The 15,802-nt window shown below is 69.1% G+C and carries 16 protein-coding genes and 1 riboswitch; of the genes, 11 read left to right on the top strand and 5 right to left on the bottom strand.

The window, feature by feature from the left end; translation table 11 throughout:
• Positions 1–68: 68 nt before the first annotated feature.
• Positions 69–284: a hypothetical protein gene (locus ACJTNH_RS12055; protein WP_458175919.1), complete on the top strand. Its 216-nt coding sequence runs from the start codon at positions 69–71 to the stop codon at positions 282–284.
• Here ACJTNH_RS12055 and ACJTNH_RS12050 read toward each other — a convergent pair.
• The 3 genes from ACJTNH_RS12050 to ACJTNH_RS12040 form a co-directional block, all read right to left on the bottom strand.
• Positions 261–1,001: a hypothetical protein gene (locus ACJTNH_RS12050; RefSeq protein WP_458175917.1), complete on the bottom strand. Its 741-nt coding sequence runs from the start codon at positions 999–1,001 to the stop codon at positions 261–263. The genes ACJTNH_RS12055 and ACJTNH_RS12050 overlap by 24 nt on opposite strands.
• Entirely contained in the window at positions 998–1,900 is a 903-nt protein-coding gene (locus ACJTNH_RS12045) for a helix-turn-helix domain-containing protein (protein WP_458175915.1), read from the bottom strand. The genes ACJTNH_RS12050 and ACJTNH_RS12045 overlap by 4 nt, the downstream gene beginning before the upstream one ends.
• Before the next feature lie 182 nt (positions 1,901–2,082).
• Positions 2,083–3,363 carry a M23 family metallopeptidase gene (locus tag ACJTNH_RS12040; protein WP_458175913.1) on the bottom strand — a complete coding sequence of 427 codons (1,281 nt, stop codon included), beginning with the start codon at positions 3,361–3,363 and terminating at the stop codon, positions 2,083–2,085.
• A gap of 336 nt (positions 3,364–3,699) precedes the next feature.
• Here ACJTNH_RS12040 and ACJTNH_RS12035 point away from each other — a divergent pair, with 336 nt between their 5' ends.
• From ACJTNH_RS12035 to ACJTNH_RS12010, 6 genes are all read left to right on the top strand, one after another.
• Entirely contained in the window at positions 3,700–4,308 is a 609-nt protein-coding gene (locus ACJTNH_RS12035) for a TlpA family protein disulfide reductase (protein WP_458175911.1), read from the top strand.
• Between the two features lie 65 nt (positions 4,309–4,373).
• Complete coding sequence (locus ACJTNH_RS12030; protein ID WP_458175910.1) at positions 4,374–4,874, top strand: SRPBCC family protein; 501 nt, start codon at positions 4,374–4,376, stop codon at positions 4,872–4,874.
• A gap of 337 nt (positions 4,875–5,211) precedes the next feature.
• A complete protein-coding gene (locus ACJTNH_RS12025) occupies positions 5,212–5,811 on the top strand; it encodes a M23 family metallopeptidase (RefSeq protein ID WP_458175908.1) in 600 nt (199 codons plus the stop codon).
• 195 nt (positions 5,812–6,006) lie between these two features.
• A complete protein-coding gene (locus ACJTNH_RS12020; RefSeq protein WP_458175906.1) occupies positions 6,007–6,369 on the top strand; it encodes a hypothetical protein in 363 nt (120 codons plus the stop codon).
• Positions 6,370–6,623: 254 nt separating this feature from the next.
• Positions 6,624–6,815, top strand: a complete 192-nt coding sequence (locus ACJTNH_RS12015; protein ID WP_458176041.1) for a matrixin family metalloprotease — start codon at positions 6,624–6,626, stop codon at positions 6,813–6,815.
• 161 nt (positions 6,816–6,976) lie between these two features.
• Complete coding sequence (locus ACJTNH_RS12010) at positions 6,977–7,231, top strand: hypothetical protein (protein WP_458175904.1); 255 nt, start codon at positions 6,977–6,979, stop codon at positions 7,229–7,231.
• Positions 7,232–7,828: 597 nt separating this feature from the next.
• On the opposite strand, the gene ACJTNH_RS12005 is transcribed toward ACJTNH_RS12010, so the two are convergent.
• On the bottom strand, positions 7,829–9,241 hold the full coding sequence (locus tag ACJTNH_RS12005; RefSeq protein ID WP_458176039.1) for an IS1380 family transposase: 1,413 nt from the start codon (positions 9,239–9,241) through the stop codon (positions 7,829–7,831).
• A 120-nt stretch (positions 9,242–9,361) separates the two neighbouring features.
• On the bottom strand, positions 9,362–10,492 hold the full coding sequence (locus ACJTNH_RS12000; protein ID WP_458175902.1) for a hypothetical protein: 1,131 nt from the start codon (positions 10,490–10,492) through the stop codon (positions 9,362–9,364).
• Positions 10,493–10,643: 151 nt separating this feature from the next.
• On the opposite strand from ACJTNH_RS12000, the gene ACJTNH_RS11995 reads away from it, so the two are divergent.
• From ACJTNH_RS11995 to ACJTNH_RS11980, 4 genes are all read left to right on the top strand, one after another.
• A complete protein-coding gene (locus ACJTNH_RS11995) occupies positions 10,644–11,597 on the top strand; it encodes a cytochrome c oxidase assembly protein (RefSeq protein ID WP_299952687.1) in 954 nt (317 codons plus the stop codon).
• Between the two features lie 2 nt (positions 11,598–11,599).
• Complete coding sequence (gene lnt, locus ACJTNH_RS11990) at positions 11,600–13,279, top strand: apolipoprotein N-acyltransferase (RefSeq protein WP_458175899.1); 1,680 nt, start codon at positions 11,600–11,602, stop codon at positions 13,277–13,279.
• A complete protein-coding gene (ccsB, locus tag ACJTNH_RS11985; protein WP_458175897.1) occupies positions 13,269–14,240 on the top strand; it encodes a c-type cytochrome biogenesis protein CcsB in 972 nt (323 codons plus the stop codon). The genes lnt and ccsB overlap by 11 nt, the downstream gene beginning before the upstream one ends.
• A 92-nt stretch (positions 14,241–14,332) precedes the next feature.
• Positions 14,333–14,473: riboswitch (cyclic di-AMP (ydaO/yuaA leader) on the top strand.
• 69 nt (positions 14,474–14,542) lie between these two features.
• Positions 14,543–15,706: a M23 family metallopeptidase gene (locus ACJTNH_RS11980; protein WP_458175895.1), complete on the top strand. Its 1,164-nt coding sequence runs from the start codon at positions 14,543–14,545 to the stop codon at positions 15,704–15,706.
• Positions 15,707–15,802 lie beyond the last annotated feature (96 nt).

Raw genomic sequence — 15,802 nt, 5'->3', positions numbered from 1 at the left:
GCGGTCGCCGACCAGAAGGCGCCGACCTCGTCCTGCTCCGTCAGGCCAAGCGAGCCAGCCGAGCCGGCGTGCGGCGCTTCGTCGTCGCCAGCAACGACCGGGTGTTCGCGCGGCTCGCTGATCTCGGGTCGCTCTGGGTGGTGACACAGGACGTGCAGTACCTCAGCTACCGACTGTTCGCGGCGGCGGACGAGGTGCTCGTGCTGGATCGCGACGGACTACTGACGACGACGATCGACGGCTTCGGCCGGTCGACCATCTCACTGACCGAGCGCAGTCCGTAGCCGCTCGATCCCGTCACTGGCTCCCTCGACACCGGCCCACAGATCCCCTCGCTCCGACAAGCGAGCCAGCAGGTCGATCAACGTCCGCCGCCGCTTTGGCTTCGCGGTGATGGCGGCCAGATCTGGAAGGTCGCGGCGTTCCAGCATCGAGGTCAGGACCGCGGCGTCCAGCAGGTGACGATCACGATCGCGATCGAGGAAGACCCCATACGCGCGGGCCTTGGTCAACAGGGCTCCCGCGAGATGAGGACGAGGAACCTCGGCCTGCTGGTCCCCGCTGCGAACAGCGACCGGGCGGCTGTACTCCAGGGCTTCCAAGCCGCCAGGCGTCCGGATGGTCGTCGATCCGGTGGCGCCCGTCCGGGCTGCCGCTCGCTCGCCGACGTTGTCAGGGATCAGCACATCGATCTGGGCCTCCCCACGTAGCCACCGGTGCTCGTGCCCAGAAGCGCTCACGCCCGCGGAGGTGAACCCGAGGTCGCGAAGGACCCGCGTGAAGACGTCGAGCATCGCTGGCACGGCGCGGACGTCGAGAACGGCATCGCCGTCGGTGGTGGGGCGCGCCAGTGGCCGCTCGCGCTCCCAACAGTGCAACAGGACCATCTGGCCTCCGATGAGCGTCCAGTGTTCCGGCAGCCGCTCAGCGATCTCCAAGATGGCAACCCAGGCTTCCCCAAGAGCGCCTGCCATCGGCGGGAGGACGACGGGCTCACTCATCCGACACCAACTTCGAGGGTCTTACGCCGGCCAGCCGCCTCCGCTGCTGCCCGCTCCGCCTTGCGAGCCGCGGCGCGAGCGGCTTTGGCGCGCGCAAGTGCCTGGCGTGCCGCGGCTTCCGCCTTCTTCGCACGGGCAGCCTCTCGGTCTGCACGTGCCTGCGCTCGGGCTACGTCGACGTCTGCGGATGGAGCGGACCGCCTGGCGCGAGGCGAGGGGCGCTCGGCCTCAAGTTGCGGCTTCACGTCCTGCAGCAGGCGTCCTACCGCCGCTGCCTCGCGCGGACCCCCGCGGGACGCCAGGTCGGAGAGCAGCCATCCCAAGTCCAGTGGGCTGTCAACCGGGTCGTTGGCGATGTGGAGGACGACGTTCGGCTCTGCAGAGTCGACCATCAGGAACTCACGCTGGACGGCATCCACGTCCTCGGCCGCGATCCATGCCTCGAACTCATCTACGACCGCGAGGCCGGATCGAGGATCGCTGATCCCTCCCGGTACGAGGCGTCGGTCGGCGCGGAGGTCGGAGAGGTCTGCGGGCGCTACGGCCAAGCGACGTACGGGAGGTGCCACGGCTGCCAGCCACGAGCGGAGCAGCGCAGCGGGATCCGCGTCGGCGACGAGCGCCGCCATCCGACTGTGATGGCGCGCTGCCTCACTGCCAGCCAGCAGGGACGGCTTGCCGGAGACGCTGCGCACGACCGCGTGCGCAGCCCGAGGGCTCAACGGACGGCTTCGATACTTGACTCTCGAGAGGTCGGCCACCGGTACCAGCCACATTCGGCCCACCCTGCGGGCAGGAAGACGCCCCGCCTCTATCAGCGCCTGCACGCGGCGTTCGGAGACGCCCAGCCTGGCGGCGGCTTCCTTGACGCTCACATCCCGGACCTCAGCCACGCTCACGACTCAAGCATACGGCAGAACGAATAGAATCCTTTACACTTCTATTCGGTGATACGTATGGATGTTGCGACATCGCGTCGATGGCCGCTCTCGGTCGGCGTCGAGTGCACCTCGCACCTTCCGATCATCCTGCGATCCACCTGGGTCCGTAGCGGTCGTCGGGGTGGCGTCGGGATGGCCGATCAGCGGCAGCGGCCGCCCATGGACACCCCGTACTGGGCAAGCCAGGTCACGGGGTTGATCGCCCCGGCGTGCAACCCGTCGGTGTTGACCTGGAAGTGCAGATGAGGGCCGGTCGACTGGCCTCTGTTGCCGACCTGAGCGATCAGTTGCCCGGCAGAGACCCGTTCGCCGGCCGTCACGAAGAAGCCGTCGATGTGTCCATAGACGCTGACGGAGCCGTCGTCGTGCTGGATGTACACGGCGAGGCCATAGCCGGTTGCGCTGCCCGCCCGAATCACTCGGCCGGCCACCGGTGCGTAGATCGGTGTGCCGATCGGCGCAGCGATGTCCAGGCCCTTGTGCATGACACCCCAGCGCGTCTCGAAGCAGGTGCTGAACTGACCGCTGGTCGGGGCGACCCCTGAGCCGATGACCACAGGTGTCCGGACGCCGTTGGCGGGCGTGCTGCTCGACGAGGCCGGGGCCGGGGCCTGTCGCGCACGGGCGGCAGCCTCCGCGGCAGCCTGCGTTGCCGCGGCTGCCCGAGCCTGCTCGGCCGCCCGCTGTCTCGACTGCTCGTCCTGCCACGCCTGGTAGGCGTTCCGCTGTCCCTGCAGCGCCAGGAGCGCGACCTCTGCCTCCTGCAACTGCTGCTGATAGGCGCTCATCTGCGCACTTGCGGTCTGCATGGCCGACTGGAAGACGGCCATCTGGGCCTCGGCCTCCGTCTTCGACTCCTCAGCCTCTGCGGCCGCGGCCTGGTGCTCGGTGACAGTGGCGCGCGCCATTGCATCCGCATCGGCCTGGCGAGCCTCGGCGACGCGGAGTCCCTCCAGGGTGGCGGTGCGCTGGTCGCCCAGCAGGCGCAGGGTGGCTGCTCGGTCCAGGAGTTCGGTCGGACCGTCGGCGCTGACGAGCGCCGCAAGGCTGTTGATCGAGTCGCTCCGCATGTAGCTCTCGCGACCGAGCGTCGCGACGTCGGCCTGAGCCGTCGACACTGCCGCTTGCGCGACTCGTAGTTCGTCGGCCGCAGCCGCTGCGGCGGCGGTTGCCTCATCGAGTCGCCCTTCGGCTTCGCGATACGCGTCGTTCGCAGCCTCCACCACCAAGCCTGCTCGCTGGAGATCCGTCTCCGCCACGGCGACCAGTGCGGAGATCCTTCCGACCTCGGCCGCCGCGGCATCCTGTGCTGAGCGGGCGGCGGACAAGCTGTCGTCGCTGGGATTCGCCGGTGCGGCGACAGCGGGAGTCTGGGGCAGGGTGAGCAGGATGGCGATGGCCGCCGTGAGGCCAAGGGTCATCGCGGACCCCCGTCGTGCCGCGCTGCGTCCTCGTGCCCACCCGAACATGTCGCTCCCTCGTGCACTGCTGCCGTTGTCCTACGTTCCCTAGTAGGAACGGCAGGCGCACGAGTTCCTTGAACGCTCTGGCCGACCAAGAGGTCGGGTGGGCGCGCCCCGGCCGTCGAGGGGTCGACCTTGCTCCTAAGCTGGTTCGTAGAACCTGCCTGATGCGGGCCGACGGCCTTGCCGGCTGCATGCAGAGTGACGAGGAGGGTGCGTGACGATCCGGTGCCAACTGCAAGCGCGCCGACGGGGCCGTGCAGCGCTGCGCGACCCGCGGCGAGGGGTGTCGCGGTGAGCAGCCACCTCACTCGCAGGCACGCTCTTGGGGTGCTCGGCTTGGCTGGTCTCGGCGTCTTGATCGGCTGCTCGAGTCCTCCGGACGGGAACGCGGCCGACGAAGAGGGGTCGGGGGAGTTCGACTTCACCGGCAGCACCCCGCTCGGTCAGGTCATCCCAGAGGCGGAACGGCGGTCAGCGCCCTCCTTCGCGGGGGAGTTGTTGGACGAGTCCGAGTTCGACTCGGCTTCGCTGGCGGGCGACATAACAGTTCTGAACTTCTGGGGCTCGTGGTGTGCGCCCTGCCGGCTGGAGATGCCCGAGTTCCAGACCGTCTACGGCGAGGTCAAGGACGAGAACGTCCAGTTCCTGGGGGTCGACGTCAAAGACCAACGTCAACTCGCGCAGGCCTTCGTCGACTCGATCGGCGTCGAGTACCCGTCGATGTTCGACCCTCGCGGCGAGGTCGCCCTGGCATTTCGTGGTTTCCCGGCCAACGTCGTCCCGACGACGATCGTGCTCGACCGGTCGGGACGCGTGGCCGCGGTGTACATCGCGACCGTGTCTGAGGACGACCTTCGAGCTGCCCTGGACACACTGCTCGCTGAGGGGGACTCGGAGTGACCGCGCGAGGCGACCGCCGGCCACCTGCTGGATCGGCCGGCACGGGAGCATCGCAGGCTGGTGGAGTGCCGGGCTGGCTGACCGTTGCTCAGGGCACAGACCGCGTGCCCTTCTCCCGCGCACGCGTCTGGCGGGCGCTGGCCGTCCTGCAGCCCTACTGCGCAGTCTGCGACGTGTCTTATGTCGTCGACGGCTCCGGAACGTCGCAGGGAACTGAGTTCCGCTGCGTTCCCGGACGTCTCGAAGGCCAGCAGCCACCCAGCGGTGCACCCCGTGGTCGGGTGGTCGAGTGGGAGCCCGAGCACCGGGTCGCAACCCGGCTGGAGCTCACCCCAGAGGTATGGGTCACGACCATCGACCTGGCGGACGCTCCGGACAGCGGCACGGACGTGACCATCACGCTCACACACGAGCCACTGGCCGGCGGCCTGTTACAGCGCCGCCGTCAGCGCAAGGTCGTCCGAGAGGTCGCTCAGGACACGGTCGAGTCCGAACTGGCAAAGGTGCCTGAGCACATCCAGCAAGCCGAGCGGGCGCCCGACGACACGGCGACCCCGTCAGCCTGACCGACGGTCACACCGCCCTCATCTGACACGCGCTGCGGACAGCCGGACGTTGTTCGCCTGCAGGCCAGCGGCACCCCAGCGTCCCGACGGTGGTGGGGGCTCGGCTGTTGGCAACGGTGGGGGACGGCCGGTAGCCGGTCGGCTGACACGCCGACTACTAGCTTTCTTAGGGGATGGGTCGACTTCTCGTAGCCTCGTCAGCGCTCACGGTGACGGATGAGGAGGGCGCATGAGTCGACAGCCGCTGGCTGCGAGGGCACGCCCGCGAAGGCGGCGGACCGGCCCGCCAGTGGGTCGCCGGGGTCCCCTCCTCCTCACCGCCCTCGCGCTGGGGGCTGTGGTGGCGGGCCTGTGGGAGGGCGGCTACGGGCTCGGCACGCCCCTAGCGCACGCGCACGAGCCGGCCAGCATCGCGCCCTACGAGGGCTCGGCCATCGAGGCGCCCACCGAGCCTGACGCCCGGTTGCAGATCAACGAAGCAGAGGTCGCTGAGCGCCTCGATCAACTGGCCGCCAGCCGCGCCGCTCGAGAAGAAGCAGCCCGCCCCAAGGCCGTGCTCCCCGTCAACGGACGTCTGACCAGTTCTTATGGCGCCCGCTGGGGAACGACCCACTACGGCCTCGACTTCGCCGCCCCCATGCTCACGCCCGAGTACGCCGCGGCTGACGGGGTGGTGCTGCGGGCTGGCTCGGCCAGCGGTTTTGGGCTGGCCGTCTACATCCTCCATGACAACGGGGACGTCACCGTCTACGGGCACATGGAGAAGATCCTCGTCAAGAAGGGTCAGTACGTGGACGCCGGCGAGACGATCGCACTGGTGGGCAACCGCGGTCAGTCGACGGGGCCCCACTTGCACTTCGAGGTCTTCGAGGGTGGCCTCGATGGCAGCCGAGTGGATCCGAGGGCCTGGCTCGCCGAGCGCGGGGTCTATATCTAGGGCATGTGCGTTGACGGCGGCCCAGGGCGACGCCGGCAGCCAATGAGCGGCCTGCGGGCTCGGTCCGGTCTGCTCGCGGTGACGCTGGCCGCTGTGACCAGTGCCTGCGCAGCCAACGGGGGTGGCGGTGTAGCCAACTCCTGCGTCGGTCCACTGCTCTCGATCTCCGCCCCCACCGCCAGTCCTGGTGAGACGGTGACCGTCTCGGGCGAATGGCTGCGTTCCGGTTGTGATGACGGGAGTGGCGAAGAGGAGAGGCCGTACACCGACGTCGCGGTTGTCTTCCTGCAGGCCGACCAGTCTCTCGAGCTCGCGCGGACAGATGCCACCGGGCACCGGTTGACCGCCACGGTCGACGTGACCGTCCCCGCCACTGCCGCCGCAGGGCCGGCCGCGTTCGCCTTCGCGCATGGCGACGGGCCGTGCCCGCCGGCCGTGGCTGTTCTGATCGAGGCCCCCGGACCGACAGCGGAACTGCTGGCCGGCTTCGGGGCGGTGTGTGGCGACTGGCCTGCGGCGGCGGTTTTCCAGAGCGAGTCGATGTCGGTCGTCGACTAGGGCGGGTCTCTCAAGTCCGGGCGTGCCGCCGCACACTGTCGGCCACGCCCCTGACCGCTCCGACGCTGACCACGTGCCGTGCGTTCATCTCAATCCTATTACGGCGGTAGCACCCGGAGTCGGCAGAATGTAGTCGGGTGGGGGCCTCGCCCAAGCGGCATCCTCGCCACCATCTGCACTTGGTACAACAGCTTCGGGGATGCTTTGGAGTCGGACATGGTCTACTCCACTAGTAGGCCTGGAGTTCTTCGAGCATCTGTTCCGGGTCCACCTACGACCTCAGGGGAGTGACAGCGCATGAGTGGGGACACGCCTTCGGCCTCGATCACACAAGTCCGAGCGGTGGGTTGGTGATGAAGCCCTCGATTGGTTACTGCGACACCAGTCTGCGCAGTTTGGGTCGAGGCGATCAACTGGGCATCGACTTCCTCTACTGGTGCAACTAGACCGATACGGAACTAGGAGGATGGGGGTAGCACTCCCCATCCTCCTAGTTGTCGCAAGCTGCGGAAGTGGTGATATTCGAAGCTCTGCCTGCTCCTCGTATATCGAGTTCTCCAACATTCACGAGGCAGCCGAGGCGGCCGACCTGGTTGGGGCGGCGAGCGTGACCGATGCCAGTTCGGAAGACTTGCAACTCCTGGTTGATGATGTCCGGAAGGGCGACTCAAGTCTTGCCGGAGTCGGCATATCGATCGACGATTATCAAGAGTGCGGGGCGGTATCGCTGCCTAGCGACCTGGCGAACTCGCCACGCGTGATCGTCTTCCTGATCAAGGTGAACGAAGGTTGGCAGCTCATCTCTCCGACGCAAGGGGTCGTGGCGTTCGAGGAATCGACGTACGAGTCGATTGATGCCTGACGGACGCGATAACGGCATCTCCGGATATGGGCATTGGTTCCAGATCTGGCGCAGTGTCTTGCTCGGGCACGATCCACTCGGGCGGTGGCTCCGGAGGAAACGCTCCGAGTCGCTTTCCATGGCCACGCTGGAGGTGGCTGGGCGGTGACGGGAGCCCGTGGCAGACGACATGGTCGAGTTGGCCGTCAGCGTGCTGGGACACCGACCGCCTAATGAGGGCAGCCGGCTTGAAGAAGCACCCCTGGCGGCAGGCGCCGGTACCGGCGCCAGACGCTCAGCCACCTGGCGGTGATCCCAGGACGGCCACGACCGACTGGTGACCCGTGGCATCAACGGCTCGATCGCAGGCCACCACCCATCGCTCAACTCGGCGCAATCGCCCACTCGTGCTGATTGCGCAGCGCGCCATCCGCTGGGAGGAGCGCCCTAGCCCGGATCTTTCGTGATCTTGCTGATCGTCACGGTCGTCGGGGTTCTGGTCCCGCGTAGGCCTGAGAATGGCATCGGGGTGTGACGGTTCGCCCGAGATCGCTCGGGTGGGCGCCGGTTCCACTGACCGGCCGGGTTTCTGGGTCGTCGGGACGGGTGTCGCTGGGCTCAGCCGGAGGCGACTCGTGGAGTCGCGGTCAGCTGGGTGAGCGCCGCCAGAGCTTGCAGCGCGAGCGCGGTGAACGGCGCGGTGGCGGCCAGGTGCAGCAACCGGCGGCGGCCGGTGCGGGCTGCCCGGGCGGGGATCGAGAAAAGTCGCAGACGTAGCCGCTTGGGCTCCCAGCGGCGGGCCTGGTGGTCGGGGAAGGCGAGGGTTTGCGTCCAGGCGGTCAGCTCGCAGGCCAGGGCGACGATGGCGCACCAAATCTGGTTCTGGGCGAAGTCGTGCAGCGGCAGGTTGGCCAGGCCGGTGTCCTTGGCGCAGCGGATCCGGTCCTCGCAGCGTGCCCGCCGGCGGTGCCGAAGCTCCAGGTCTGCCAGCTGGCCTTTCGTGGTGTTGGTGACGAACGCGGTGACCCGCAGCCCGTCGATGTCGGTGATCCGCAGCTGCGCGCCGGGATGGGGGCGTTCCTTGCGCACGATCAATCGCATGCCCTGGGGCCAGGAGGCGAGGTCGAACAGTCCGGTGACCTCGGCGACCCAGGCGCCGGGACGGAGTTGACCCTCGGCGTCGTAGGCCGGCTCCCACAGCTCGGTCGGGATGGTCGCGAGCTTGGCCTGGATCGAGGCGAGGTCGCCGGGCAGGGAGAACCCGACGGAGTAGGACAGCCTGCGGCGGGTCAGCCAGGCCAACAGCTCGTGGGTGCCGCCGGCGCCATCGACCCGGACCAGTACCTTCTTCCCGCGCGCATGGCCGCCGGGCAGCTGGGCGAGCGCCGCGCGGAGCACCGCGATGTGGTCGACGACGGTGTTCGACCCAGCGTTGCCCGGCCGCAGCGCGAACGCCAGCGGTTCCCCGGTGCCCTCGGTCCCGTGGTCGAGGAAGGCCCACAGCGGATGGAAGCCGAACCCGCGCTTGAACGTGGGCGCGGCCGACTCCTTCTCCGAGTGGGCGCCGACCAGGGTGGCGTCCACGTCGATGACCAGCGGTGCTGATGCATCCGCGGCGTGGTCGGGGGCGTTCTTGTCGGCCAGCGACCACGCCCTGGCCCGGGCGGCCGCCCGGGCGGTGTTGATCGCCGCCAGCGCGGCCGGCGCATCGGCGGCCAGCGCGGCGATGCACCGGGAGACGGTCGGATCCGAGGCCACCAGCCCGAACACCTCCGGGGCGGCCCGCAGCTGGGCGAGGTCGGCCAGGCAGTCTCCACCGATCGCGAGACTGACCGCGAGATCGAGCACGATCTTGCCTGGGTCGTGGCGGGCCAGCGGCTTACGCCACGGCGTCAACGCCTCGGCCAGCGCGCTCGTAAGCCCGACTTCCTGCGCAGTCCTGAGCAGGACTGTGCTGCCGGCATGCGGCACGACGCTCGACCCGGCGCCATCCACTGTTGAGGCCGGGTACGGCCCGGTAGTCTTCTTCACCAGAAAGGTGCTCCGGTCTCTGCGAAGTTGTGACCCTAGACAAGCCACATCTTCCCAGCTCAGGAGCACCTTTCCTACATCTCCCACCAGGTGATCAAGACCCGGCGTGAAAGCCCCGGGCTAGAGCGTTGTGGCCGCGGCCGGCTCAATCTGCACAGGTGCAGCCGTTGGCTCCCTTCGCCGGAAGCGGCGCACCGCTGTGGCCGCCCCCAGCATGAGTCCGACCCCGCCGAAGATCAGGAATGCGACCGTCGCCCGAGCGAGCCAGACGGGTCCGCCGGTGATGACGTTCGCGGCCCACAGCACGTCCATGTCCGGGAGTCCCTGCACCAGCAACATGAACCCGACGACAGCCGACAGCATCGCGGCGAGCAGGTCCTTGCCCCTCCATGCAGCTCGGACGGCCACTGTGGTGACGGCCATCGCCACCAGTGCGGGGAGCATGGCGGCGCCCGTCGCCAGTGCGCGATCGGCGGCCGTCAGCCCTGGCTGTGGTGTCGCCGCCACGTGCCAGACGGCCGACACGACAGCCGTCAGGAGAAGCAGCGTCAGTGGCCGCGCGGATCCCGGCAAGAGGCCAGCCAGCAGACCAGCTATCGGGATGAGCAGGTAGAGCGGCCACCATGCCAGCGGCTCCGGCGGGGGTGACCAGGTGAGTTCACCCCCCACCGCCACTGCGGTGTCGCCGTAGGACACCGGGACTGTCCAGTTGGTGATCGTGTGCTTCGACTCTGGGTCGGCGGCCACCTGCGGGGGTGGTGCCGACAGCATCCAGTGCGTCCGGTGGTCGTGCCAGGAGTACTCCGGCTGGGTGGACACCTGTCGCCAGTCCGGCGCTGCGTCGGGCGCAGCGTTCGCCGGCAGTGCCGTCCGGCCATCTCGGCGCAGGTTCAGGTGTGTCGCTGGGCTGTTCTCGTTCCGCCAGACGCCGTCCGGTCCGATCCGCAGGTACTCCTCGTCGGAGTACCCGTAGACGGTGATGGTGACGGTCGAGCCGTTCAGGATCTCCAGGCTGTCGCCGAACTGCGTCACGCTGAGATCGACGCCCGGCATGGGCGAGGAGAGCTCCAGTACCCGCCCAGCCCAGTTGCTCCCCGCGACCCCGCGGTCCGTGTGGGCCTGTGCCGCCGGCGCTCCGGTCAGCATCAGGGCTGACGCTGCCAGCGCGATGACGAGCAGCCGCTGGGCGGTGGCTCGACCCGTGCCCACACCCGTCACCACCCGACCGTAGGTCACCGGTGTCGCAGTCACGGTGCATCGCCCGTGATCGCGGCGCCTGGGTCGTCGATGGACGTCACGGGAGGGAGCACGCGACACAGCATCACCTACTATGCCGCTTAGGACATTCCGGCCCCGCAATCGTTGCGGAGGGCAGGCCGCGACCTCACAGGGAGATGCGAACGTGTCATCTGGCATGGACGGCATGCGGATGCCGGTCGACCCACCGTCCCTGCTGACGCTCTTCACCCCCCAGATCGACATCACGTCCGTGTTCCCCGCATCCGCTCTCATCGCGCTGGCGCTCTACCTGCGTGGGGTCCATGCACTGCGACGCCGGGGTGTGCGGTGGCCGTGGCGCCGCACGGTGAACTTCACCCTGGGCATCGTCACCGTCCTGCTGGTAACGGCCACGCAGGTCATGGGCTACGCGATGATGCTCTTCTCGATCCACATGCTGCAGAAGATGGTCCTCGCCGTAGTCTCGGCGATGCTGATCATGCTGGGTGCTCCGGTCGCCCTGGCGGTCAGAGCGCTCCCGCGCCGGGGGTCAGCAGTGATCTGGCGGAGGTTGCTCGTCCTGGGCATGCGGTCCCGGACGGCGAAGCTGCTCACGCACCCCGTGATCACGACGACCCTGTTCATCGGCAGTCTGTACGGCTTCTACTTCACTCCCGCCTTCGACGTGCTCATGCGGCACTGGGCGGGCAGCCTGCTGATGCTGGCCTTCTTCCTGTTCACGGGGTTGCTCGCCTTCGGCGGGGCCTTCGGGTTGGATCCCTGGCCGCACCGGGTGTCGGCGCCCTTGCGACTGGTCGAGCTGGTCGTCCCGGGTCCGTTGCACGCCTTCTTCGCCGTGGCGGTGATGATGGCCAGCACCCCGTTGGTCCAGACCTTCCGTGACGTCCCGGCCAGCTGGGGCGTGGACGTCATGACCGACCAGCTGGCCGCCGGGAACATCGTCTGGGGCTTCGGCGAGGTGCCCACGATCATCGCCGTGGCGATCGTCTTCTGGCAGTGGGTGCGCTCGGACGAACGTCGCGCCCGAGCCGGCGACAAGCGGGCCGAGGTGGAGCTGGAGGCGTACAACGCTCAGCTCGCACGCCTGGCCGCGGGCCAGCGCCGGACCACGGGCTGACGATGATGACCGTCGTTCCGTCCACGGCCGCTTCGAGTTCCATCCGCCCTGCCTGGCCAGGCGATCACCGTGCAGGGCGGCCACCGGTGGATCGAGCTCCCGTGGCTCTGCTGCTCGCCGTCATCGGCGGGCTCGCCCTCTGGCTGGCCTTTCCGCCCTTCGATCTCTGGCCACTGGCCGCTGCCGGGCCGCTGTTGCTGATGCTGATCGTCTTCGGGCGCTCGGCCCGGGGCGGCGCCGCGCTCGGCATGGTGATGGGGTCCGCGTTCTTCCTGCCGCTGCTCACCTGGACCGGCGTGTTCGTCGGTGACCTGCCCTGGGTTGCGCTGTCGCTCGCCCAGGCGGCGTTCTTCGCCCTCATGGGTGCGGGAGTCGCCCTGGTCAGCCGGCTCCCCGCCGCTCCGCTGTGGGCAGCCGGCCTGTGGGTGGTCCAGGAGGCCCTGCGCTCACGCCTGCCCTTCGGTGGCTTTCCCTGGGGGCGCCTGGGCTTCAGCCAGGCCGATGGGCCGTTCGCCTCCTTCGCGGCCTACGGCGGGGTCCCGCTCGTCACCTTCGGCGTCGCGCTCACCGGGGCGACGCTGGCGGCTTCGGTCGCGCGTCCGGTGGGACGACGGCTACGCCGGGGGATCGACCGGTCGCCGTCGCGTCTCCGACGGGCACTCACGTGCGCTGCCGCGGCCGTCGTCCCGGCCCTCGGATTGCTGGCGTGGCTGCCTCTGCCCGGGAGCCAGCTGTCGGAGGGGGGCGAGCCGACCACTGTCGCGGTCGTCCAGGGGAACGTCCCTCGATCCGGCCTCGACTTCAACGCCCAGCGCAGAGCGGTCCTCGACAACCACGTCCAGCAGACCCTCGAACTGGCGGAGCGGGTCGACGGTGGCGGCACCCCGCGACCCGACGTCGTGATCTGGCCCGAGAACTCCTCGGACATCGACCCGTACCAGAACCCGGATGCAGCGGCGGCCATCGACCGGGCGGTCCGCGCGATCGACGCGCCCATCCTGATCGGTGCCGTCCTGGACGGGCCTGGTCGGTACCTGACCAATGCGGGCATCGTCTGGGACCCGGTCACCGGGCCTGGCGAGCGTTACGCCAAACGACATCCGGTGCCCTTCGGTGAGTACATGCCCGCCCGGTCGTTCTTCCGGTTGTTCAGCGAGCAGGTCGATCTGCTGCGACGCGACTTCCTGCCCGGTACCGAGCCGGGGGTCCTGGACGTGGGCGGAGTGCGCCTCGGGGACGTCATCTGCTTCGAGGTCGCCTACGACGGGCTCGTCTCCGACGTCGTGGACGGCGGCGCCTCCCTCTTGGTCGTGCAGACCAACAACGCCACGTTCGGGTACACCGCGGAGAGCGAACAGCAGCTGGCCATGAGCCGCCTGCGCGCCATCGAGCACGGGCGCACCGTCCTGGTCGCAGCGACCAGTGGCATCTCCGCAGTCGTTGCACCCGACGGGACGGTCGTCGACCGATCCGAGCTCTTCACGCCCTATGTCTTCGTCGGCTCACTGGCGCAGCGGACCCAGACGACCACGGCGACCCGAATGGGTGTCGTTCCCGAAGCTGCGCTCGCGGGGCTGTCCGGTGCTGCCGTCCTGGCCGCCCTCGCCACCGACCGTCGGCCTCGGCGGGCGCGCACCACACCTGAGCACTCCATCGATGAGGAGGGTCCTCGTGACCTCTGACGCCCTGGCCGACCTCTCCGACACGCTCTTCGGGGTGGCGATCGCCATCTATGCCCTCGCCGCCATCGGCTTCTGCGCCGAACTCGCGTTCGGCCGGCCGTCGACGCGAAGTCGACCTCAGTTGGCCACGGTGAACACCGGTGCGTCGAGCGCCACTGCTCTCCCGGCGGCCAGTGGCGCAGCCGGGCGACCCCAGGCTGCGCGGTGGGGCCAGCTGGGTGTCGTCCTGACCGCGGTCGGAGCGCTCGCACAGGCCGGCGTGCTCGTCACGCGCAGTGCGGCTGCGGGGCGTGTGCCGTGGGGCAACATGTACGAGTTCGCCACGGCGGCAGTTCTGGTCGGGGTGCTCGCCTACCTGTTCCTGGTCATCCGGGTGCCGGGCCTGCGGCGGATCGGCGTGTTCGTCCTGGGGCCGACGGTCATCGGACTGGTCCTCACCGGCTTGCACCTGTACGCGGAGTCCGGACCGCTGGTCGCCGCGCTCAGGTCAGACTGGCTCGTGGTGCACGTGTCAGCCGCCATCCTCTCGTTCGGCGTCTTCATCGTCAGCGGTGTGGCCAGCGCGCTCTACCTGGTCGCCGCCCGGTCCGAACGGTCGGCGTCAGCGGCCGGCGGTGGCGAGCAAGGCCGGGGTGGCAGGCTGCCCAGCGCGGAAACGCTCGACCGGGTGGCGCATCGGACAGCGATCTTCGGCTTCCCGGTCTGGACCTTCGCCGTGATCGCCGGCGCCATCTGGGCGGAGAGCGCCTGGGGCCGCTTCTGGGGCTGGGATCCCAAGGAGACGTGGGCCTTCATCTCCTGGGCGCTGTACGCCGCCTATCTGCACGCCCGCAACACCTCGGGGTGGCGCGGCAGGCCGGCCGCCTGGACCAACCTGGTGGCGCTGGCCACCCTGGTGTTCAACCTGCTCTTCGTGAACCTCGTGTCCACCGGTCTCCACTCCTACGGTGGTGTCTCGTGAGGCGCTTCGTTACGAGACCGTGACAACTAAGCTCCTTCGTAGTAGCGTCTCGATCCGGTCCACCCGGGCCCTGCTCCTCGCACCGAGGACCTCGGGTGGACACGCCGAACCACCACGGCCTCGCCGAGGTGGACCGGGGACCCACGTCTCTTGGGGTGAATCCTGCGTGCGCAGGTAGGGCAGCTTCCCGTCCGAACCCGTCAGCTAACCCGGTAGGCAGTCAGGAAGAACGGAGAACCGTCGCCTTGGCGACCCTGCGTCACCGGAACCCACGCCCGTCCAAGCCCCGACCCCTGTCACGCTTGGCGCCGCTGAGCGTCGCCGCGGCTGTCACCGCGCAGTTGGCGCTCACCTCGCCGACTGCGCTCGCAGCACCCGGCGACCCCAACGCCCAACAGAACTCTGCTCAGTCGACGTTCGACACGGCCAGCGCCGAGATCGACCGAGTCGAGCAGCTCCTCGCAGCCGCTGAGACAGAACTGCAGCGACTGACGGTCCTCGCTGAAGCCGCCGGTGAGGCGTCACGCCTGGCAGCGCAGGAGCTGACGACCGCCCAGGCTGCGGCAGCGACCACCGCCGCAGAGCTGGCCGCCGCTCAGGTCGCCACGACCACAGCGAAGGACGACGTGGCCGACCTCGGGCGTGAGACCTACATGGGGGCCGACTCCCTCAGTGATGCAGTGACGCTCCTGGAGGCCCGAGGGCCAGAGGACCTCCTCCAGCGTGCAGCCATGCTGGAACTGATCGGCGACGACCGGGCAGAGCGGCTACGAGCGCTGCAGGATGCCGAGAGCCAGGTCGCGCGCGCCGACCAGGCCGCCCGTGACGCGGTCGCCGCCCGCGACACCGCTGCCCAGGCGGCCGAGCAGGCCGAAGCCGCTGCTCAGGCCCAGCTCGGTCAAGCGCAGGTGAGCTATGACGCCGCGGCAGGTCAGAAGGCGGAACTGGAGGAGCAGCTGCGGACGGCGCAGGTCCAGCTCCTGACGCTCCAGGGAGACGATGACCCTGAAGCCACCGTCGACGACCGCCAGGAGGTCGCGAGCGCGGCCGCGACGGCCGGCACCGGGTCGCTGGCCGAGGGACGGGTCACCTCTTGCTTCGGGAGTCGATGGGGCACGAGCCACAACGGCGTGGACATCGCCGCACCCATCGGCACGCCTATCTACGCCCCTGACTCGGGTGTCGTGTTGCACGCCGGCCCGGCCAACGGGTTCGGCCTGGCGGTGTACATCCAGCACTCGGACGGGACGATCACCCTCTACGGTCACATCAACCAGGCGTTCGTCTCGGCCGGGCAGACTGTCTCCGCCGGCGAGCAGATCGCCGAGGTCGGCAACCGTGGTCAGTCCACCGGGCCGCACGTGCACGTGGAGGCACACACAGGCGGGCTGTACGCCAACCGCAACGACCCGGCTCCCTGGCTCGCTGCACGCGGCATCTCCCTGGGCGGAGCGTGCTCCGGCTGACCAGGTCAGCAGTGCCGGCGCTCGCACGTTGGTGGGATCCTGCGCGGATCCTCGGGGCGCAGGAGCCTCGACTGCCTAGGCTGACCGTGGAACAGG

Source organism: Modestobacter lacusdianchii (assembly GCF_054177765.1).
The sequence above is the reverse complement of the archived record's forward strand: the minus strand, read 5'-3'. Positions and strand labels throughout refer to the sequence as shown.

Bases quoted from the DNA above. Each gene is read 5' to 3' on its own strand.
- ACJTNH_RS12050 (WP_458175917.1), bottom strand. From the start codon at position 1,001: ATGAGTGAGCCCGTCGTCCTCCCGCCGATGGCAGGCGCTCTTGGGGAA.
- ACJTNH_RS12040 (WP_458175913.1), bottom strand. From the start codon at position 3,363: ATGACCCTTGGCCTCACGGCGGCCATCGCCATCCTGCTCACCCTGCCC.
- lnt (WP_458175899.1), top strand. From the start codon at position 11,600: ATGATGACCGTCGTTCCGTCCACGGCCGCTTCGAGTTCCATCCGCCCT.